Raw genomic sequence first — 22437 nt, 5'->3', positions numbered from 1 at the left:
ATTCTCAGTATGTTGAAAAAACTACTCACGGCTTTATGTTTATTATTTATAACCTCTATTGGATTTGCCCAGGACAAGGATGTAAAGTATCGTGTAATTTTAATAGGTGATGCTGGAGAAATGAACGAAGGCCAGTTCGCAGCTTTAAAAAATGCAGCCAATCATGTAATTAAAGGAAAAACCACTACCGTTTATTTAGGAGATAATATTTATCCATCTGGCATGGCAATTCCAGGTTATGGGTCTTTTGAAGAGACCAGCAAAATATTACAGTCTCAATTTAAACCCATGCGTGATGCAGGTTCTGCAGTATATTTTGTTCCCGGTAACCACGATTGGGATAAATCAGGGCCTAATGGTTTAGCAAAAATTAAGGCTCAAAGCGAATACCTAGAATCTTTTAATGATCCGTTATTAAGGCTGCTTCCTTCAAATGGCTGTCCAGATCCAGTTGCGATAAAACTATCAGATAAACTTACCCTAATAGCTTATGATAGTGAATGGTTTTTATTCCCATATAATAAACAAAATCCTGTAGCAGATTGCGATTGTCAGACTAAAGATGAGGTGATTGCTAGAATGCAAGATTTAATGGAACAAAACAGAGATAAGGTAATTATTCTTGCCTCTCATCATCCATTTCAAAGCTATGGCGTACATGGTGGATATTTTACCTGGAAGAATCACCTCTTACCTTTAACATCATTAAATAAAAGTTTAGTTATCCCATTGCCTATTATAGGATCAATTTATCCGCTTTTACGATCAACTTTATTAAGCCCTGAAGATTTAAATCACCCTGCTTATAAAGATATGATGAAAAGCGTAAATAGCGTTTTTGGAGATAAACCAAATGTTATTTATGCAGCAGGCCATGAGCATGGCTTGCAATTTATAAAAGGCAAACAATTACAAATTGTAAGTGGCTCTGGTTCTAAAGTAACTGCAAACAAACTGGGTAAAAATGCATTACTTGAAGAAGAAAATCAAGGCTATGTGGTTGCAGATCAGCTCATAAATAATGATATGCGATATGACTATTATATTTATGCAGACACTGGTGTTAAAAAAATATTCAGTTACACGCAAAAATATAAAGAGTTAGCCCCTCCTAAAAAGAACGAATTAAAAGTGATAAAAGCAGATAGCATTACCATTAAGGTTCACCCTTCATATGATAGTGTAGGCAAGTTTCATCGTTTCTTATTTGGAGAAAATTACCGCAAGGACTATGCTATGGACACTAAATTTCCGGTGCTAAGAATTTCGGAAATTAAAGGTGGATTAAAACCTACTCAGTTGGGTGGAGGGAATCAATCGAGATCTCTTCGTTTGGAAGACAAAGATGGTAAAGAATGGGTTTTACGTAGCATAGAAAAATATCCAGAAGTGTTATTGCCTCAGGGCTTAAGGGAAACATTTGCTAAGGATATTTTAAAAGATAACATGTCTGCTCAACACCCATTTGGTGCTTTGGTTGTACCTACACTTGCAAAGGCAGTAGATGTGCCACATAGTACACCAATTATTGGTTGGGTTTCTCCAGATGTAAATTTAGGAGATTATGGAGGTATGTTTGCAAATACACTTTGTTTGCTTGAAGAGAGAGAACCTATAGGAGAGTCTGATAATACCACTAAGATGCTTAAAAAGCTTGATGAGGATAATGATAACACCTATGATGCATCAATGTACTTAAGAGCTAGAGCTTTAGATATAATGATCGGCGATTGGGATCGTCATGAAGACCAATGGAGATGGATGCCCGAGAAAACAGAAAAAGGCAAAAAGTATTTAGCAGTTCCAAGAGATCGTGATCAGGTTTTTTATAGCTCTGATGGTTTTGTTCAACGTTATGCTCAATCCTCATCACTCTTGCCTATGATGCAAGGATATGAAAGAGAGATCAAAAAAATTGATTGGTATTTGTGGGAAGGTAGAGCAATGAATAGCAGATTGTTGTCCCAGTACACTGAAAAAGAGTGGGATAATGAGGTGAAAGCTTTTTGTGCTAAATTAACTGATGATGTTTTAGAAAAAGCATTGAAACATTTACCCGAACCTAATTATACCTTAAGACATGATCAGTTTTTGAAACGCTTAAAAGAGAGAAGAGCCTCTTTGCCAAAGTTGATGAACGATTTCTATCATTTTTTTAATAGAATTGTTGATGTGCAAGCGAGTGATAAAAATGAGCGTGTTTTAATTACTGATTCAGCAGGAAAATATTTAAAAGTTCAAATCAATAAAATTTCTAAAGAAGGTAATATTAAAGAAGAAACGTTTAGCCGCAATTTTGATCCTAGCGTTACTAAAGAAATTCGCTTATACGTTAAAGACGGTAATGATAGTGTGTTGATTGATAATAAAGCTTCAAATATTAAACTTAGAATTATAGCCGGTAGCGGTAAAAAATATTACGATTTACCAAACGTATCAAGAAGCATTCAGTTATTTGGAAGGAAAAATGGCAATTCTAAATTTGAAGGCGAAGATCAAAATATGTTGCGTAAAAAGATGTCTGCAGATACTTCAAATGTATCATTTTACAATAAAGACATGTATAGTAGATCAACATTAAATTTAAATGTTGGTTTTAATCAAGATGATGGATTATTAGCTGGATTAAATTATAAAGTAACAAACCCAGGATTTAGAAAAGCACCTTACGGAAACTCACAGCATATCTCGTTTTTACGCTCATTCGCAACCACGGCTTTTAGGTTTAATTATAAAGGTGACTGGTTAAATCTGTTTGGGAAAGCCGATCTGGTATTAAAAGCAGATGCTTATGCACCAGATAATACACAAAACTTTTTTGGTGTAGGTAATGAAACAACATATACTCAAGATATTAGGTATTACAGAGCTAGATTTAATATTTACCAGATAGAATCTGCTTTAAGATGGCGTAGACCTAAATCTACCTTTAGCATGGGTACCCAATTTCAGTTTTATAAATTTGATGCAGAAGATAATATTGGTAAAATTACCACAGTTCCCGCTGCATTGCATTCTTATGATAGCTTAACAGTTACTCAAAATAAATTATATGGAGGCTTGGTAGTTAATTTCACTAACAATACTCGAGACAACGAGATTTTACCAACACTAGGAAGTTATGTAGATTTTAAATGGACAGCGTTTAAGGGCCTAAATAAATATGCAAATTCTTACGGACAATTTACAGCAAGCATTGCTTTGTATAAAAACTTAGATGGAAGAGCTAAATTTGTACTTGCAGACCGTTTTGGAGGAGGTATAACCGTTGGAAAACCAGCATTTTATCAAAATTTATTTCTAGGTGGACAAGGGAATTTGTTAGGTTATCGTCAATTTCGATTCGCAGGACAACATAGTTTCTATAATAATGTTGAACTTAGAGCAAAATTAGGAGACTTTATAAGCTATGTGCTTCCAGGTCAGTTAGGTTTAATGGGTTTTTATGATGTAGGTAGGGTTTGGAATAGTAATGAAAAATCAAACGCTTGGCATCATGGTGCTGGTGGTGGTATATATTTCTCTCCAGCTTCTTTAGCCATATTCCGTTTTGTAATGGGCCACTCAGTAGAAGGTTGGTATCCTTACGTTTCTATGAGTTTTAGATATTAATAAAAAAAGATGAATACAAGTGTTGTAAAGATTAATGAAGATGAATGCATAGCTTGTCAGGTAGAATATACCCTGTCTTTTAGGCCGTTAATTGCATATTTAAAAGGTAGGCTCAAAACTGAGCAAACCTTAAAGGCAGAATTTTATCGTTTTTTATTAGAAAAAATAGAGCGTGAAGAAGCATTAAAAAATGATATTGAGGTTGAGGATTTAGCAAAATATAAAGATACTTTAGAGCTCATTTTTACCATTTTAACGCCTTTAATGGCGAATGAAAAAGATTTGTATTGGGCAATGAGTACACCAGTGCCAGACCGTATCTTTTTTAGCACAGACGGATTTTTCGAATTTTTTGGCGTACATAAAGAAGAGAAAAAGAAAAATGGATACATAGAAGAATCTAAAGAGAAGCAGCAAATTCAATTCATTTATAAAATGATATTGAGAAGGTTTTATGACTACACTTCAATTTCTGGAAATGAAATTTTGTATGCTTATACAAATCCAACAACTCATTTAACGTCTTATTATAATATTAGTCCCGATACTCAGTTTGTTGATATTCAGTATGATGGAGAGTTGCCGGAACTTAATTTTGAAGCTGTAGCCACACAGATACAAGAAGGTAAAGAGGTTGAGTTATTGCAAGATCTATTGCCTCTTGATAAGTTTAGATTTGATGGATTTACGGTTATCACATTAACAGATGTAACTTTACAGCACGCTATAGATGGCATTCGTGATGCATTAGTTAATCATACTTATGAAATTGAGGCTTATGAGCATGTAATACAGGCCTTAAAAACACTAGCAGGAAACGGTCATATTGAATTTGGATTATTGCCATTTTTAATGGTGAACAATAAATTTGTATTTGACAACGATCTAAACTCTCAAAGTATTTTACTCGATTCTGCAAAAAAACACAACTTAGAAGAAGAAACTTTTTTTGCTTTAGTAAATGAATATATAGATCATCCCAGGCCAGTTTTCTTTAATAATTTGACGGATGAAAAGATTGAAAAATTCCCATTTTTAGATATACTTAAAAAGAATGGAGTGAAATCCTATTCATTCCTTCCAATTTTTTATAACAACCAATTGGCCGGTATAATGGAAATTTATTCTGAGCAAGATTTGGTTGTAGACGAAAAGTTATTATCAAGGTTTCATTCGGCTTTGCCACTTTTAGGACAGCTTTTACAATACAGGATTGAAGAGTTTAACAATAAGATGGATAATGTGCTGAAAGATAAATTTACCGCATTACAACCATCTGTTCAATGGAAATTTAATCAGGTAGTTTGGGATTACTTGAAAATGAGTAAGAGCAAAAAGAAAACCCAAGAAATTGATACCGTAACTTTTAAAGGATTATACCCATTGTTTGGTGCTATAGATATTAAAAATTCTACCATAGAGCGAAATTATGCTTTAAAAGAAGATTTAAAAGTTCAATTAGCTAAATTAAGTGAATCATTAGAAAATCTTCGAAATATTATACGTCTTGATTTATTAGATAAAGTTTTATTCAATTGTAAAGATTGGATGAAGAAAATAGATGATTTTATTAACTCTAGCGAAGAAGCGCAACTAAATGAGTTTTTAGAATTGGAAGTATATCCAATGCTAAAACACATTGAGAGAGGACATCCTCAAACTCAAGAGATTATCCAAGAGTATTTTAAAAGCATTAATTCTGAAGAAGGGATTGCTTATGATAATAGAAGGACTTTAGAAACTTCTATGCAATTTATAAACACTGCAGTAAGTGAGTATTTAGAAGAAGCACAACAAACTTTACAAGAATCTTACCCATGTTATTTTGCCAAGTTTAGAACTGATGGCGTAGAATATGATATTTATATTGGTCAGGATATTGCACCTGATATACCATTCGATTTATTGTATTTAAAGAACATTCGCCTTTGGCAGCTTACATCCATGGTTGAGGCAGCTCGTTTAACCAATAGCTTGGTTAGCCAAATGCCAAGAGCACTGCTTACAACACAGCTGATATTTATTCATTCAAATCCAATAGACATTAGTTTTAGAAATGATGAAAGAAGATTTGATGTAGAAGGAGCGTACAATATCCGTTATGAAGTTGTTAAAAAACGTATTGATAAGGTTTTAGTTAAAGGAACAGATGAACGTTTAACACAGCCTGGTAAAATAGCTTTGGTTTATTTTAATACCTACGAAGCAAATGAGTATAAAGAATACATCAAATATTTACAGGAGCAAGGCTTTTTACAAGACGACTTAGAAACACTAGATTTAGAAGAGTTGCAAGGTGTAAGTGGCTTAAAAGCTTTACGAGTTGGTGTAAACTACATGTCTTGTGATTTTTATGATGAGCAGTTTACTAAATTGAAAAAATCGATTAAGAAAAATCCTTTAAAAAAGTTCGATGAACAGCTTTAATTGTTATTCAGGGCAAAGCGAGAATCTTTATATTTCTCTTAAAATTTTACCTTTTCTTCTTTAATATATTTATTTAGTTTTCTGTGTGCCACAGACCACAGTTTAGGAATCCGAAAATTTTCCACTTACTAGTAGTTGGTGTTATCACCAATCTACCGAACAGATATTTAACTCTTACAACGTAATTATCTATTATTAGGGTATTCATTAACCCAATTAAAACCAGTTTTAACTAAATTAAATTTAGTATGGTCAAATTGTTTAAATTGAATATTAACGGAATCTTTATTCATTAAACCTTTTAACACCAATTGGTCTTTTCCCAATTTTGCATAGTTTAACATATATTGATGAGTACTATCGCTTGTACTAGTAAAGTTCAACGTTTTAGCATTGGTATCAACTTTTAGTTTTATCCAAAATGTGCTATTATTCATTTTTGTAATCCGTGCATAACCAGGGTAGCTGATAATCATTCTTTTCCAGCGGAGCGAATCTGTGGTAAGTGGGGGCAGTAATTGCCCTTTTAAATTAAAAGTCTTAACATCATAAATTCCATATAAAGATGGTTTTGGTGCGGCATCTCCATATTTTTTGGCTGTGTTAAGATTACTATATAGCGTTGAATACAAAGCAAATAAAATAGCAATCACTTTCAATGACAGTTGAATGTTTTTTTTCCACTTGGTGTGATAAGTATATTCAATTAAGGATGGAGTAGCAGTTTTATTAAGAAAGAAAAAGTTGATTAACCTATCTTTATCGTACCAAGCTATCCATGCAGCCATAATTAATAAGTTTAGAGAGAAGATTTTAACCGGAATATCATAAGCAAAGTTCATTGCAACAACATTAGCCATTACTGTCATTGCAACTAATGCACCAAATAAGGCGGTTCTTTTGTAGAATAAAAGAATGCCGGCCAAAACTTCTGCTCCACCGGTAAATAAATTATAGCCAGAAGAATAACCAACAAATGTCCAAGCTAAACCCATTGGTGTCGAGTCTCCATAAGGCTCAGTCAATCGTATCAAATCTGGAAAAGGAAATTGTAGCTTGATAACCTTAACAAATCCATAAACGAAAAGCATATAAGCCAAAAAATAACGGACAACTATTCTAGACCAATATTGAAATTGGTGATAAGATGGCCTCCTTCTGTCTAGAATAGTCCAAATTGTAGTAATGAGTAAAGCGAAAATTATCCATAACAATTGAAGAACATAATTATAAGTTGTATCCCCACTGCCATTAGGTTTTACGGTTATAGGATAGCTCAAATGCAAAATATGTTCGCCAAACCAAGGCACTATCCAATGCCAAAACTCAGTATATGGAGTCATAAGTACATATACAAAGTGCGGGTACAGTTCATCACTGCTGGTAAAATCTAACATCAAAAAAGCAAAATAGATAGATAATAGCGTAAAAAACCTTTTGCTAATTGACCATGGTTTTAAGTTTTCAATGGGTGTTTCCATATTTTAAATGTATTAATTTTTAATTAAAAAGGCTGTTAAAACTTGTTAAAAGCACTTTCTATTTTATCTGACAAATAAATGATACGCATTTTAAAAAGTGTTTCTACATTTGCTTAACAGTGTTAGATTATTTTATATCATTTAACAAATCATGGGAAGTAAAGAAAGAATACAGCGTCAAAAAGAAGATACCCGCAAGAGTATATTAGATGCTGCTTTACAAATTGTAAAACAAGAAGGTTGGGCTGCTTTAAGTATGCGCAAAATTGCAGATGTAATTGAATACACGGCTCCTATTATTTACGAATACTTTTCTAACAAAGAAGGTATTCTTCTTGAATTAACCAGGCAAGGCTATATTCATTTAGGTATAAAGGTAAAAGCGGCTAGAGACAGTAAAAGCGATCCAGAAGAACAATTAGAAGCAATGTGGCTTGCCTATTGGGATTTTGCCTTTGAAGAAAAAGAGTTTTATCAATTGATGTATGGTGTACAGGTAAACTGTTGCGAGCTATATAAAAAAATGCCAGAAGCAGAATACACAACTGATTTGTTTTATGATGCAATTGAAAAATTGCTTACTAAACTCCCAGTATCAGAAGACACATCTTGCTTAAAATATTATACTTTTTGGTCACTTATACACGGCTTAATCTCAATCAATTTAGTTCAAAAAGGGGCTGATGATGAAATTAACCAACAGATTTTAAGAAGTGCAATAAAAGCAATTATTAAAACCATAAACGACTAAAATTTTTTATTTAAAAATCTAACGCTGTTAAATTAATTATAAACGTAAAGTAAAATTTAAATCCCTTTAATCATGAATTATATGCCAGACTTCAACGAAACATCTAACAATGTTAGATTATTTAACACAATAATAATATCACTAGCAACTGCTATTGTTTTATTTTTAGCAAGTTGCAGTTCAACTCCAGCTCAAATGGCTGCAGCACCGCCACCACCATCGTTACCCGTACTTACAGTTAATGAAACTTCACAACAAACATTTGTAGATTATCCAGCATCAATACAAGGTGTTTCAGATTTAGAAATTCGCCCTCAAATTGCTGGTACAATAGATAGAGTATTAGTTAACGAAGGTCAGAAAGTTAACAAAGGTCAATTGCTGTTTCAAATATCTCAACTTCCTTTCAGAGCCCAATTAAATAATGCTAAAGCTGCTTTAAGTGCTGCAAAAGCTGCGGTTTTAAATGCGCAGTTAGAAATTGATAAATTAACCCCATTAGTACAGGCAAAAGTAGTTTCTGCATTTCAGTTACAAACAGCAAAAACAACGCATCAAATAGCTTTAGCTAATGTAGAACAGGCAAAAGCAGCTGTAAATAGCGCTCAAATTAATTTAAACTATACTCAAATTAAAGCGCCAATTAGCGGTAATATAGGCAGGCTACCTAAAAAACAAGGTAGTTTAGTTGGGCCAACAGATGCAGAAGCATTAACACAACTTTCTGATGTACACGAAGTGCATGTTTATTTCTCTTTAGCAGAAACTGACTTTATCAATTTTAATACAACTTATCCTGGTAATTCTGTGGCAGATAGAATTAAACATTTGCCTGCGGTTTCATTGGTTCTAGCAGATCAAACCATATATCCTGTACAAGGAAAAATTGATATGATTGATGGTCAGTTTGATAAAACAACTGGTGCAATAACTTTAAGAGCAAGTTTCGCTAATAGCAAAGGTTTACTTAGATCTGGTAATACTGGTAAGGTAAGATTAGGTTTAACACATAACAATGCAATTTTAGTTCCTCAATCAGCAACTGTAGAAATGCAAGATAAAGTTTTTGTTTTCTCAGTTGGTAAAGACAATAAGGTAAGCAAAGTTGCAATCTCTATTGAAGGAAAAAGTGGTACAAACTATTTAATAAAAGACGGTTTAAAAGCAGGACAACAAATTGTTCTAAGTGGTTTAGACCGCATCCAAGATGGGCAACTTATTCAACCAGATAAAAAGAATGATAAAATAGCTCAATTAATTTCTCAAAAATAAAAAAAAGATAATGTTTAAGATTTTTATACAAAGACCTGTACTGGCAACCGTTATTTCCATCTTATTGGTGATATTGGGTGTACTTGGTTTAACAAAATTGCCTCTCCAACAATTCCCAGATATTGCGCCACCATCAGTTTTGGTAACTGCGGTATATCCTGGTGCAAATGCCGAAACAGTGTTACGTTCGGTAGCACCATCATTAGAAGAATCAATTAATGGTGTTGAAAACATGACTTACATGAGTTCAACCGCAAGTAATGATGGCTCATTAGCAATTACTGTTTTCTTTAAATTAGGTACTGATGCAGACCAAGCAGCAGTTAATGTGCAAAATAGAGTAGCACAAGCTACTAGTCAACTGCCAACAGAAGTTGTTCAGCAAGGTGTAACCACAGCAAAACAACAAAATAGCTTTATTATGGCTATTGGAATGTATACAGAAGACGAATCAAAATATGACCAAACTTTTGTTGCTAATTATGCGCAAATTAACATCATCCCTGAAATTAAAAGGATTCCAGGTGTTGGCGCTGCAAGTATTTTTGGGGGTGTAAAAGATTATTCAATGCGTGTTTGGTTAAATCCAACACAAATGGCTACCTATAAAGTTACGCCAAATGAAGTAATGAAAGCCATCCAAGATAAAAGTTTGGAAGCTGCCCCTGGTAAATTCGGGGAGCGAAGTAAAGAAGTTTTCGAATATGTAATCAAATATAAAGGGAAACTAACTAAACCTGATGAATATGAAAATATAGCTATTAGATCTAATCCAGACGGTTCCATTTTACATTTAAAAGATGTAGCAAGAATTGAACTGGGTGCTTATTCTTATAATAGTTTAACTCGCTTAAATGGGAAAAAAGGAGTGGTAATTGGTATCATTCAATTGGCAGGTTCCAATTCTAATGACATTCAGGTTGCCATTAATAAGTTAATGCTTAAAGCTTCTAAGGATTTCCCGAAGGACATTAAACACAACATTTTTTACAGTACTAAAGTTGCATTAGATCAATCTATAGATCAGGTAATCCATACCCTAATTGAAGCTTTTATTTTAGTTTTTATTGTAGTATTTATATTTCTACAAGATTTTAGATCTACACTTATTCCTGCTATTGCAGTGCCTGTAGCTATTTTAGGTACATTTTTCTTTATGCAATTGTTCGGTTTCTCTATTAACTTACTAACCCTGTTTGCTTTAATTTTAGCAATTGGTATTGTGGTAGATGATGCTATTGTGGTGGTAGAGGCAGTTCATGCAAAGATGGAACATAAGCATTTATCACCGAAAGTTGCAACGCAAGAAGCAATGCATGAAATTACTGGGGCTATCATTTCAATTACATTGGTAATGTCTGCAGTGTTTTTACCGGTAGGTTTTATGGAAGGCTCAACAGGTGTTTTTTATCGTCAGTTTGCCTTCACAATGGCAATTGCAATTGTAATTTCAGCAATTAATGCTTTAACGTTAAGTCCAGCACTTGCAGCTTTGTTTTTAAAGGATAACCATATTGGTCATCATCAAGATCAGCAAACCGTTAAAAGAACATTTAAAGAGAAATTCTTTAGTGGCTTTAATAGTAGTTTTAACGCAATGACTAACCGTTATGTTGGAGGATTAAAGTTTTTAATTCGCAATAGATGGGTAAGTTTAGGTGGATTAGCCTTAATTACATTAGCTACAGTTTGGATGGTTAAGATAACTCCAGCTGGGTTTATTCCAACTGAAGATCAAGGTTTTATCGCCATCGCTGTATCAACTCCATCGGGAACTTCATTAGATGGAACCCAGAAAGTAATGACAGATGCAGAAAATACCCTAAACAAATTAGATGCTTCAAGATTTGTAACCGCCATATCTGGTTTTAACCTATTAACTAATTCTACAAGTCCATCTTCAGCAGTGGTTTTTGTTTTACTTAAGCCAACAGAAGAAAGAGGTAAGGTGAAAAATATAGATGAGATTATGAATGAGGTTAGAGGTAAACTAGGGACTATTTCTGGTGGTACTTTCTTCGTATTCAGTTTCCCAACTGTTCCTGGCTTTAGTAATGTTGAAGCTTTGGATATGGTTTTACAAGATAAAACTGGTGGAAAACTTGATAAGTTTAGTGGAATCTCTCAAAACTTTATTGGAGAATTAATGAAACGCCCAGAAATTGCTGTAGCTTTTACCAGTTTCAAGGCAGATTATCCTCAGTTACAATTAGATATCAACGATGAAAAAGCTGATCAACTCGGTGTAAATGTAAAAGACATTTTACAAACGATGCAAACTTATTTCGGGAGTGCTCAAGCTTCAGATTTTAATCGTTTTGGTAAATATTATAGGGTAATTGTTCAGGCAGATATTGCCGACAGAGCAGATCCATCAGCTATAGACAGGGTATTTGTAAAAAATAAAACTGGCGATATGGTACCAATTAATACCTTGGTAAAATTGAGTCGTATTTATGGATCAGAAACTGCATCACGTTACAACTTATTTAACTCTATTCAAATTAATGCCATACCAAAACCTGGTTTTAGCTCTGGTGATGCCATTAAAGCAATAGAAGAAGTAGCCGAAAAACAGTTGCCAGCTGGTTATGGTTATGAGTTTTCTGGACAAACAAGAGAAGAAATTTCATCAGGTGGACAATCGACCGTTATTTTCTTGCTGTGTTTAGTGTTTATTTATTTCTTGCTTGCTGCGCAATATGAAAGCTATTTACTTCCATTAGCTGTTATTTTGTCTATCCCTGCCGGAGTATTTGGTGTGTTTGTAGCCATTGGTTTAACAGGAATAGAAAACAACATTTATGTTCAGGTAGCACTGATTATGCTTATTGGTTTGCTTGCAAAAAATGCGATTTTAATTGTTGAGTTCGCAGTGCAGAGGAGAAGGGCAGGGCAACCATTAATCGCATCTGCTTTGGAAGCTGCAAAATTAAGGCTTCGCCCAATTATTATGACCTCACTTGCATTTGTTGTTGGTTTAATTCCAATGACGATAGCAACAGGTCCATCTGCTCAAGGTAACCATTCAATTAGTATTGGCGCAGCTGGAGGTATGGTTTCTGGTGTAATTTTAGGGTTGTTTATCATTCCGGTACTTTTCATCATCTTTCAATATTTACAAGAAAAAATAACGAAGGAACCACTGGCAGTTATTAATGCAAAGCAAAACTTAGCAAATCATGAAAACTAATCAAAATACACAAACGCAGGATCAAGTTGTAATTAACGAGTTCCTACCACTCATTTCTTCGTGGTTAAAGAAATGGTACAACTAAAATTTAATAAAATGAAACAATTTATAAATAGTTTTTTTGCCCTTTTGCTTTTAGTATTAAGCAGTTGTGGTATAGCAAAAAACATAGTAACCCCTAAAGATGGCTTGCCAATTAATTTTAGGGGCATAACAGCAAATGATACAGCAAGTATTGGAGCACTGCCTATAAAAGATTTTTTTAGCACAGCTACAATTCGCAATTTAATTGATAGTGCCTTAATAAGGAATTTCGATTTACAAATTGCATTAAAAAATATCGATGCTGCAGAACTGATTTTAAAAAGAGCCAAGCTGGGTAATATTCCTCAGCTTAATCTGCAGGTAACTGCAAATTCAAGTCGCCCATCAGATAATAGTTTAAATGGATTAAGCACATCTCAATTTTTAAATACAACTCATATCGAAGATTACAATGCCAATTTGGCCTTAAGTTGGGAAGCGGATATCTGGGGTAAAATCAGTAGACAAAAAGATGCAGCATACGCTGGATACTTACAATCTACTGAAGTTAAAAAAGCGGTACAAACTCGTATTGTGGCAGATGTAGCATCAGGATTTTATCGTTTATTAATGTTAGATGCACAGTTGAATGTAGCCAAAAGGAACGTTGAATTGAACAATAATACACTAAAAATGATTAAAATGCAGTTTGATGCTGGTCAAGTAACATCATTGGCAATTCAACAAGCAGAGGCACAGCAATTAAGTTCAACACAATTAATCCCTCAAATTAATCAGGAAATTAATATTCAGGAAAACGCATTAAGCGCTTTAACCGGAAAATTTCCGACAGCAATAGAACGTTCGGTAACATTAGAACAACTCACAATTCCAGAACAATTAGCTACTGGAGTTCCGGCTACCATGTTAAATATTAGGCCAGATGTAAGAAGTTTAGAGTTAGGTTTAAGAATTGCAAATGCAAAAGTTGGCATCGCAAATGCCAAATTATATCCTACATTAATTATTTCTGCTAGTGGTGGATTAAATTCTTTTAAAGCAAGTAATTGGTTTAATATTCCTGCATCATTATTTGGCGTAGTTGGTGGCGGAATTACACAACCAATATTTCAAAGAGGAGTTTTAAAAACAGAATTCGAACTTGCTAAAATAGAAAGAGATCAATCAGTTTTATTGTTTAGACAGGCTGTAATCGGAGCTGTTGTTGAAGTTTCAAATGAGCAAGCAAAAATTGTAAACCTAAAAAGCGAATTTGAAATTGCTCAAAACAGAGTAAAAACCTTACAAATAGCTGTTAAAAATTCAGATTTGTTATTTAAAAGTGGAATGGCAAATTATTTAGAAGTGATTACAGCGCAAGGTAATTTATTGCAAGGCGAATTAAATTTAACCAGTCTTAAAACTGCTCAGCTAAATGCTAGCGTTTCTTTATACAGAGCGCTTGGTGGTGGGTGGCAATAAATAATAACTAACCCGCCGCATCGTCATGCTGAATTTATTTCAGCATCTGGCTTGCAGAGAAGACCATGAAATAAATTCAGCATGACGACAATTTTATAAAAAAGGCTTGCAAATTTTGCAAGCCTTTTTATTGTGCTCCCGACGAGATTCGAACTCATATCGATGGTACCGGAAACCATAATTCTATCCATTGAACTACGGGAGCAGAGTTTGCAAATATAGAGAAACATCTGTTTAAATATCCTATAGAAAGAAAATTCAAGCAATCTAAAAAAATAGCTTAATTTTTTAACTAATCTGTTAGGCAATGCATTTACAAAATTGTATTTTGGCTACTCAAATCGTTTTATGCGCTCTCTCAGATTTTTTACACTTCTAGTTATATTATTAACTTTCAATAAGCTGTATGCACAAACTTATACGGTTACAAGCATAGCTGATAATGGTCCTGGAACTTTAAGACAGGGGCTTTTGGATGCTTCAGTAGTTGGTAGAGCTACACCTTTTATCATTAATTTCCAACTCTCTGGAGATCCAACAAATAATATCAACAGAACTATAAGATTGCGCTCTGCGTTACCGCTCGTTACATCGAATACCGTTATTGATGGTAGTTCTCAAAATTGGTCAGCATTAGGTGTCTCAGGCGCAAAAATTATTATCGAACCAGAATTTGCTAATACAACCTTTTCAGGATTGGTAATCGGACAACCTTCCTCAACAGGCATTCAAACTACTGCGGTTGAAATTTATGGGCTTTATTTAAGAAATTTTGCAACCATAACAAACCTACAAAATGTAAATACAAACCAAGGTTCTGGTATTGTTATCGATTATAGATCAAATAACATCACTATTGGAGCGCCAAATAAAGGAAATGTAATTGGGGGTAATATCAACGGAATTATCATTCAGAATTCAACTTCATTTACAAATCCGAATGCACTAAGTAAACTTAAAATCCAGTCGAATTTTATTGGTTTATTTTATGATGGTGTAACAGCTAATACAAATGTAACTGGTATTTCGGCAAGTTTATATGATTGTGATTTAGAAGTTGGTGGGGATAATGCAGGAGAAGGAAACGTAATTGCTGCCAATAGAATTAATGTAGACATTAAAAGATTTAGTTCTACAAGTAATCGATTTAACATCAACGTAGTAAATAATAAAATAGGGGTAGATGTAACTGGGCAAAAGGATTTTCGCCAATTGCCTATTTTTCTTTCCTCCTCAACTTTAGAAATTTCTGGTCTTAAGGTAGATGCTATAAACTCAGCACTTTATGTGCGTAACAATATAATTGGTGGTAACAGAACATTAGGTGTTTCCATAGCCAACTCAGATTTTATCCTAACAGGAAATGCAATAGGAACGGATTTAACCGGTGCCATTGATATGGGCAATGGCATAGGAATTCAAATTGGGAATAATGGAATTGGAACAATAGGAGGAGGTGCTAGTGCCGAAAAAAATATTATAGCAAATAACAATTTTGGAATAGAAACAACTTCTACAAAAGCAGTTAAAATTACGCGTAATAGTATGTTTTGTAATAAAACATTCGGAATCGGGAAGACTTTAACAATACTTCAACCTTATATTCAGATCTTAAAAAAGCGAGCAAATTATGTTTCTGGAAAAGCTACTCCAAATTCAGAAGTAGAAATATTTTTCTCTCAAAATTGCAATGGTATTTGTGAAGGAAAGACATATATTACAACTGTACAGACAGGAAGTGATGGGCGATGGGAGTATACTGGCAATATAAGTGGAACCGTGACTGCTACTGCTAGCTTACTAAATGCAACAACATCACCTTTCTCAACTGCAGACTTATTGCCAAATGAAGCAATTATAGAGCCTGTAACTTGTAATGGGAATGGTTCAATTACTATTCCAGAAGATCATGAAGGTTTTACATTTAGTTGGGTAAAAATAGAGACAGATAACAGTCGTACACCAAAAGGAAATACACAAAGTATTATTGGTTTAGATGTAGGTACTTACGAAGTAACAATTGATGATGGTTGTAAAGCTTTTTCAAGTATTCATATCGTAAAGGACCAAAAACTCACAAAACCAACAATTAAGGCACCAATTCCAACTTGCGGACAAACTACATTTTCATTTCTTGCTGAAGTTTTAAGAGGAAAGGGAACATTAAGTTATGAATGGTATAGCGTTGCAAACCCAACTACGGTACTAAGTAGAAACAATCCTGCAAATTTACCTGAAGGAACTTATTTTGTAACAGTTAAGGATGAAGCAGGTTGTACTTTGCCTTCTGATCCTGTGACAATAAATAGAAAACCACAGCCAAAAGTTAAGACAGCACCAACGAGAACGAATGCTGCTTGCGGAGATGACAATGGGTCCATTAAAGGGATGGTTTTGGAGGATGTTACAGGAACAGCAGTTTTTAAATGGTATAAACATGATCCGATTACTGGTGTAATTGGTACCACAATAGTTGGAGATAAAATAGATCTAGAAAACGTAGGTGGCGGAACTTATACTGTTATGATTTCTGATGATGGTCAGTGCCCCATTTCTCTACAATATACAGTAGGCATTTATAATAATGTTGCTATCAGCGATGCTACAATTACTCGAAGCAAATGTGGTTTAGATAATGGTGCAATAAGTAGTCCTACTATAAGCAATGCTGATTATTACGAGTGGAAAAATGCAGCTGGTATATCACTTAAAAAAGGAGTGTATTCTACAGGAATGCAAATTGGCTTAACAGATTTGGCTCCCGGAACCTATACTTTAACAGCAAGTAATACACTTTACACTTGTGCTATAAATAGATCTTTTACAGTTACGGCATTAGTACCAGAAGTATTTGCATTCACAGAATTAAAAAACAATACAACTTGCGAATTGATCAATGGAAGTGTGGTATTAAACTATACTACTACAGCAAGGCCAACTAGGTTTGAATGGAGAGATGAATCTGGGACTATTATTCCTGGCACGAGAACCGAAATCAAAAATCTTCCGGCAGGTAATTATACTTTGTACGCTTGGGATATCAACGACTGCCCTTCTGTTCATGGTCCTTTTAGAATTATTACAATTCCAAAATTAACAGTAGTACCCGATAGTGGTGTGCCTGCTAAAGATGGTTGTGGGCTAAAACGTGGTTCTGTAAAAGGCGTTCAAGTGCTTGGTGGTGTTACAGATTATGATTTTAAATGGATAAATGAGGCTGGCCAAGCTGTTCAGTTTACTCAAGAATTGACAAACGTAGGTGCTGGAAAATATCGCTTAGAAGTAAGAGATAAGACGGCCTGTGGTTATGCTATTAGTCAAGAATATGAGATTATCGATGAGCCTTTTATACTAGAAGCACCTGTAGTTGCAGATATTAGGGTTTGTTATGTAACTGATATTGCAATTCCTATTATTGGCAAACAAGAAGGTACTTATGAACTGTATGCTAATCTAAATGACAATAAGCCACTTTTTGAAACAGCTACAGGCATATTTAATTTCAAAATCAGCAAAACTGCAGATTATTATATCAGACGCAGACTTGGTACATGTGTAAGTGAGTTTACTAAAATGCACATCGAAGTAACGCATGACAACCTTGAGTTAGGAAATGTGATGACGCCTAACGGTGATAGTTTAAATGATACTTGGATGGTTAAAGGATTGCCAGATTTTAAAGGAAACAATATTAAAGTATATACACGCGAAGGGCAGTTGGTTTACGAATCTATAGGCAATTACGTTAAACCATTTGATGGTAGATTTAGAGGAAAAGATTTGCCAGCAGGAATTTATTTTTATATAATTGATCTAAGAGCAGAATGTAAACCAATAAGTGGAAGTATTACGTTATTGCGTTAGAACTGACGGGTAGAGCATTTTACATCATATTTGTTGTTCAGCAAAAAGCCCAACACAATTTCATGAGTTCCGTTATTAACTGACCGTAAAGCTGATGTATTTACATCGTAAGAATAGCTTAAGTTTACAATTGAGGCAACATTAAAACCTGCAAGCATTGAAAACGAATCGCTATTTCTATAACTAGCCCCAATCCAAAATTTATCTTGGTAAGCCAGTTTTAAATTAGCATCCACAGCTGCTGGCGAATTTTTACGGTAACTTGCCAAAAATGAAGGGATCATGGCAATATCCTCATCTAAAAATATCTTATATCCTGCAGTTGCATAAATTGAGACAGATTGGTAAGGAAGCGAAACGCTCTTATTGTCTTCTATTGCAGCCCTAGTGCCAAGTAATTGTTTTGCAGAGGCTCCAAGAAAAAACCTCGGGCTGTATAACCACAAACCAAAACCCACGTCTGGTCTAAATCTATTGTTATAATCTGCCCCAAATAATGGGTCTGATGCACTTTCTGCAATAATATTGGTAGCATTAAATGTTAGAAAATTAAGCCCCGCAGATGCACCAACAGACAGATTAACTTCATTACTTAATCCTAAATGGTAGGCATAAGTGAAATTGATATTACTTTGTCTTATTAAACCGGCTTTGTCTGTCATTGCAACCAAGCCAATTCCATGATGAGGTTCAGCGGCGGTATAAGTATTTACAAAACTTCTGCTCAATGGATTGTAACCTCTAGAAGAAAATGAGTTGATAGAGCCCCTTATAAATTCTTCGCCCAATGGCGCACTTAAAGAAAGATATTGCGTGCTTGGCGCACCATCCAATCCAGACCATTGTTTTCTATAGCCCAATTTTAAATCTATATAACTATCAATACCAGATAAAGCTGGATTAAGTAGGTAATTATTGAAAATATACTGAGTACTACGAGGGGTTTCTTGTCCAAATGCGATGGAACAACTTAAAACCGAGAGAATAAAAGAATAGAAAAATTTCATTCAAAAATTTGAGAGCTTTATCTCGCTAATATAATAAGATGTAATTAATTATAGATTTTTTTAACTAAATAAATCGTTATTATTTGTACAGCTTAAAACCTGATGAACATAAAAACTATTTATAAGGTATTAATTGGCATTACAAAAAGAAAAAAGCACTTTTGCAAAACGATGTAAATAGTAAAGCGTGTAATTAAATAGTAAGCTTATGGAAGAACTGCTTGTAGACGAAGTGTTGGAATTGTTAGAAAACGACAGCGATAAGCAGTTAAAGACCTATTTAAATGAGTTAAATATTTCAGATGTTGAACATTTGATAGATGAACTTCCTCAATATGCCGTTAAATTTATCGAAACACTTTCCATTAAAAGAGCGGTAAACGTTTTTCGTATCCTCGATTTTCCTACACAAGAACGGATCATCAAAAAACTTCAGAATAATAAGCTCACTGAAATTATTAGGCAATTACCTCCAGATGATAGAACAGCGCTTTTAGGAGAACTGAAAGGAGATGCTGTAAAAAAACTTTTAGCGCTTTTGCCAGACAATGATCGTATAGAGGCATTACATCTTTTAGGTTATAAAGAAGATAGTGTTGGACGAATGATGACCCCCGATTTTATTGCTGTTAAAATAGAATGGACAGTAAGTAAAGTACTTTCACATATTCGCCGATATGGTAAAAATTCGGAAACCATAGATGTTGTTTATGTAATTGACAAAGATGGTGTGCTGTTAGATGATATTCGGATTCGTGAAATTTTATTGGCCGATCCAGAAGTTAAGATAGGGGAGCTAACAGATAATAGGTTAATTGCATTAAAAGTAAATGACCCTCAAGAAGAAGCCATTAACGTATTTAAAATGAATAATCGAGTAGCCTTACCGGTTATTGATGATCAGAATGTGTTATTAGGTATTGTTACCATTGATGATATTTTGTGGATTGCCCACGAAGAATATTCAGAGGATATCCAAAAAATGGGAGGTACACAAGCCTTAGATGAACCTTATCTTGATGTGCCGGTTTTTGAACTTTACAAGAAGCGGGTGGTTTGGTTAATTGTGTTGTTTTTTGGAGAACTTTTAACAATTGCAGCTATGTCAAACTTTGAACATCAAATAGCTAAAGTTGTAATTCTAGCCACTTTTATTCCATTAATTATTTCAAGTGGTGGCAACAGTGGCTCACAAGCAGCTACTTTAATTATACAGGCAATGGCATTAGGTGAGGTAACTATAAAAGATTGGTGGAATGTGATGCGAAGAGAGATTTTTTCAGGTATTTTCTTAGGATCAACACTCTGTTTACTTAGCTTCAGTGTAATTTTAGTTTGGCATTTTATCATGCCTTCTTTTAGTGAACATTACATTTTAATAGGTTTAGTAGTGGGTTGTTCGCTAGTTGGTGTTGTGCTCTGGGGTACGCTAATGGGCTCAATGCTTCCATTAATACTTAAAAAATTAGGTGCAGATCCAGCTGCTTCATCAACACCATTTGTAGCAACTTTAGTAGATGTTACCGGCTTAATTATTTATTTTTCTTTTGCAATGTTGTTTTTAAAAGGCATTTTGCTTTAATAATAACTTCGTCATTGCGAGGAGGAACGACGAAGCAATCTCCTTCATGCCATTCTTAGCGTATAATATTAAATTTTTGAAAACCAAATTGCAGCGGCTCTTCGGACAGTTCAGTCCCGCTTTTCGTTGCAATCTTTTACCCCTAAATCCCCTAAAGGGGACTGGTAAAAGTATTTCTACTTCAATCGGGTTTAAATAACAATAGTATGTACAACTATTAAGAGGTTTTACTCGTGTCGGTCTGAGCTTGTTGAAGACCAGCTATCTAAATAAAGCCTTATTTCCTAATCACAAAAAAAGCCACTTCAAATTGAAGTAGCTTTTATAGTTGTTTAGTTTTGAAGTTCTTGGCCAATCTTTTATTAATACTACTTACTATCAACAAGCTTATGATATGCCTATTAAAACGAAGGATAAACGTAAGATGAACGAAGGATGAACGTAAGATTATTATTATACCATTATACTTTATCGCTATTAGTAATAATGTTGGATATAATGAGTTTCATAAAGGTTTTGTAGTAAAACAAAAAAAGCCACCTCAATTGAAGCAGCTTTTGAAATTTTTACAATTCGTATTAAAAGTCCCCTTTAGGAGATTTAGGGGTTAAACGTTAAACCTAAAATGCATAATATCTCCATCTTCCACAACATACGTTTTACCTTCTACACCTAATTTTCCAGCCTCTTTACATGCCGCTTCAGAACCTAGGGTTACAAAATCATTATATTTAATAACCTCAGCACGGATAAATCCCTTTTCAAAATCTGTATGAATTACACCAGCAGCTTGTGGTGCTGTAAAACCTTTGGTAATTGTCCAAGCTCTAACTTCTTGCACACCAGCTGTAAAGTAAGTATATAAATCAAGTAGACGATAAGCGGCTCTAATCAATTTATTTACACCAGATTCTGTTAAGCCTAAATCTGCTAAAAATTCTTGGCGTTCTTCATAATTATCTAGTTCTGCAATTTCAGATTCTATTTTAGCAGAAATTACTAAAACCTCAGCATTTTCTTCGGCTACACTTGCTTTAACCAAATCAACATACTTATTTCCGTCAATAACCGAAGCTTCATCAACATTACAAACGTACATTACAGGTTTTTGAGTTAATAACCCTAAATCCTCAATAAAATCGAAGTCATCTTTCTCTACACTTGCAGTACGGATAGACTTACCAGTTTCTAAATGAGCTTTAAAAATAGTTAAGATATCAAATGTTCTTTTGGCTTCTTTATCGGTTTTAGCCATTTTCTCAACTTTTTGGATACGTTTAGCAACTGTATCTAAATCTTTCAACTGTAATTCAGTATCAATAATTTCTTTATCACGAATAGGGTCAACAGAACCATCAACGTGAATTACGTTTCCGTCGTCAAAACAACGCAAAACATGTATAATCGCACTTGTAGCTCTAATATTTCCTAAAAATTGATTTCCTAAACCCTCACCTTTTGATGCACCTTTTACCAAACCAGCAATATCAACAATCTCAATAGTATTAGGTTGAACTTTGTTTGGTTTAACCAAGTCAGCAAGTTTAGTTAAACGATCATCAGGTACAGTAATTACACCAATATTTGGTTCAATTGTACAAAACGGAAAATTTGCAGCCTGTGCTTTTGCGTTAGATAAACAGTTAAATAAGGTTGATTTACCAACATTAGGTAACCCAACTATACCACATTGTAATGCCATTTATATTTTTAATTATTTGTAAATAGTTTATGGGCCATAA

Annotated in this window: 11 protein-coding genes and 1 tRNA gene; 8 read left to right on the top strand and 4 right to left on the bottom strand. The window is 34.2% G+C overall.

The window, feature by feature from the left end:
- The first annotated feature begins 9 nt into the window (after window positions 1–9).
- Both FA048_RS11770 and FA048_RS11765 read left to right on the top strand, forming a co-directional pair.
- Window positions 10–3612 (top strand): BamA/TamA family outer membrane protein, encoded by a 3603-nt coding sequence (locus tag FA048_RS11770; protein WP_136841071.1) that lies wholly within the window; start codon window positions 10–12, stop codon window positions 3610–3612.
- Window positions 3613–3621: 9 nt separating this feature from the next.
- On the top strand, window positions 3622–6039 hold the full coding sequence (locus FA048_RS11765) for a GAF domain-containing protein (RefSeq protein ID WP_136841069.1): 2418 nt from the start codon (window positions 3622–3624) through the stop codon (window positions 6037–6039).
- A 185-nt stretch (window positions 6040–6224) separates the two neighbouring features.
- On the opposite strand, the gene FA048_RS11760 is transcribed toward FA048_RS11765, so the two are convergent.
- On the bottom strand, window positions 6225–7520 hold the full coding sequence (locus FA048_RS11760) for a hypothetical protein (RefSeq protein WP_136841067.1): 1296 nt from the start codon (window positions 7518–7520) through the stop codon (window positions 6225–6227).
- A 151-nt stretch (window positions 7521–7671) separates the two neighbouring features.
- Between FA048_RS11760 and FA048_RS11755 the strand changes: the two genes are divergently transcribed.
- The 4 genes from FA048_RS11755 (at window position 7672) to FA048_RS11740 (ending at window position 14242) form a co-directional block, all read left to right on the top strand.
- Window positions 7672–8271: a TetR/AcrR family transcriptional regulator gene (locus FA048_RS11755; RefSeq protein WP_136841065.1), complete on the top strand. Its 600-nt coding sequence runs from the start codon at window positions 7672–7674 to the stop codon at window positions 8269–8271.
- A gap of 81 nt (window positions 8272–8352) precedes the next feature.
- Window positions 8353–9543, top strand: a complete 1191-nt coding sequence (locus tag FA048_RS11750) for an efflux RND transporter periplasmic adaptor subunit (protein WP_225872532.1) — start codon at window positions 8353–8355, stop codon at window positions 9541–9543.
- 10 nt (window positions 9544–9553) lie between these two features.
- Window positions 9554–12736, top strand: coding sequence for an efflux RND transporter permease subunit (locus tag FA048_RS11745; RefSeq protein ID WP_136841061.1), 3183 nt, complete (start codon window positions 9554–9556; stop codon window positions 12734–12736).
- Window positions 12737–12832: 96 nt separating this feature from the next.
- On the top strand, window positions 12833–14242 hold the full coding sequence (locus tag FA048_RS11740; RefSeq protein ID WP_136841059.1) for a TolC family protein: 1410 nt from the start codon (window positions 12833–12835) through the stop codon (window positions 14240–14242).
- Window positions 14243–14375: 133 nt separating this feature from the next.
- Here FA048_RS11740 and FA048_RS11735 read toward each other — a convergent pair.
- Window positions 14376–14447, bottom strand: a tRNA-Arg gene (locus FA048_RS11735).
- 143 nt (window positions 14448–14590) lie between these two features.
- Between FA048_RS11735 and FA048_RS11730 the strand changes: the two genes are divergently transcribed.
- On the top strand, window positions 14591–18106 hold the full coding sequence (locus FA048_RS11730) for a gliding motility-associated C-terminal domain-containing protein (protein WP_136841057.1): 3516 nt from the start codon (window positions 14591–14593) through the stop codon (window positions 18104–18106).
- Here the strand turns inward: FA048_RS11730 and FA048_RS11725 are convergent.
- Window positions 18103–19113 carry a PorP/SprF family type IX secretion system membrane protein gene (locus FA048_RS11725; RefSeq protein ID WP_136841055.1) on the bottom strand — a complete coding sequence of 337 codons (1011 nt, stop codon included), beginning with the start codon at window positions 19111–19113 and terminating at the stop codon, window positions 18103–18105. The genes FA048_RS11730 and FA048_RS11725 overlap by 4 nt on opposite strands.
- Window positions 19114–19321: 208 nt before the next feature.
- Here FA048_RS11725 and mgtE point away from each other — a divergent pair, with 208 nt between their 5' ends.
- Complete coding sequence (mgtE, locus tag FA048_RS11720; RefSeq protein ID WP_136841053.1) at window positions 19322–20695, top strand: magnesium transporter; 1374 nt, start codon at window positions 19322–19324, stop codon at window positions 20693–20695.
- Between the two features lie 607 nt (window positions 20696–21302).
- Here mgtE and ychF read toward each other — a convergent pair.
- Window positions 21303–22397 carry a redox-regulated ATPase YchF gene (gene ychF, locus FA048_RS11715; protein ID WP_136841051.1) on the bottom strand — a complete coding sequence of 365 codons (1095 nt, stop codon included), beginning with the start codon at window positions 22395–22397 and terminating at the stop codon, window positions 21303–21305.
- Window positions 22398–22437: the final 40 nt, after the last annotated feature.

The sequence above is a fragment of the Pedobacter polaris genome, from assembly GCF_005116505.1.
Lineage (GTDB): Bacteria > Bacteroidota > Bacteroidia > Sphingobacteriales > Sphingobacteriaceae > Pedobacter > Pedobacter polaris.
The sequence above is the reverse complement of the archived record's forward strand: the minus strand, read 5'-3'. Positions and strand labels throughout refer to the sequence as shown.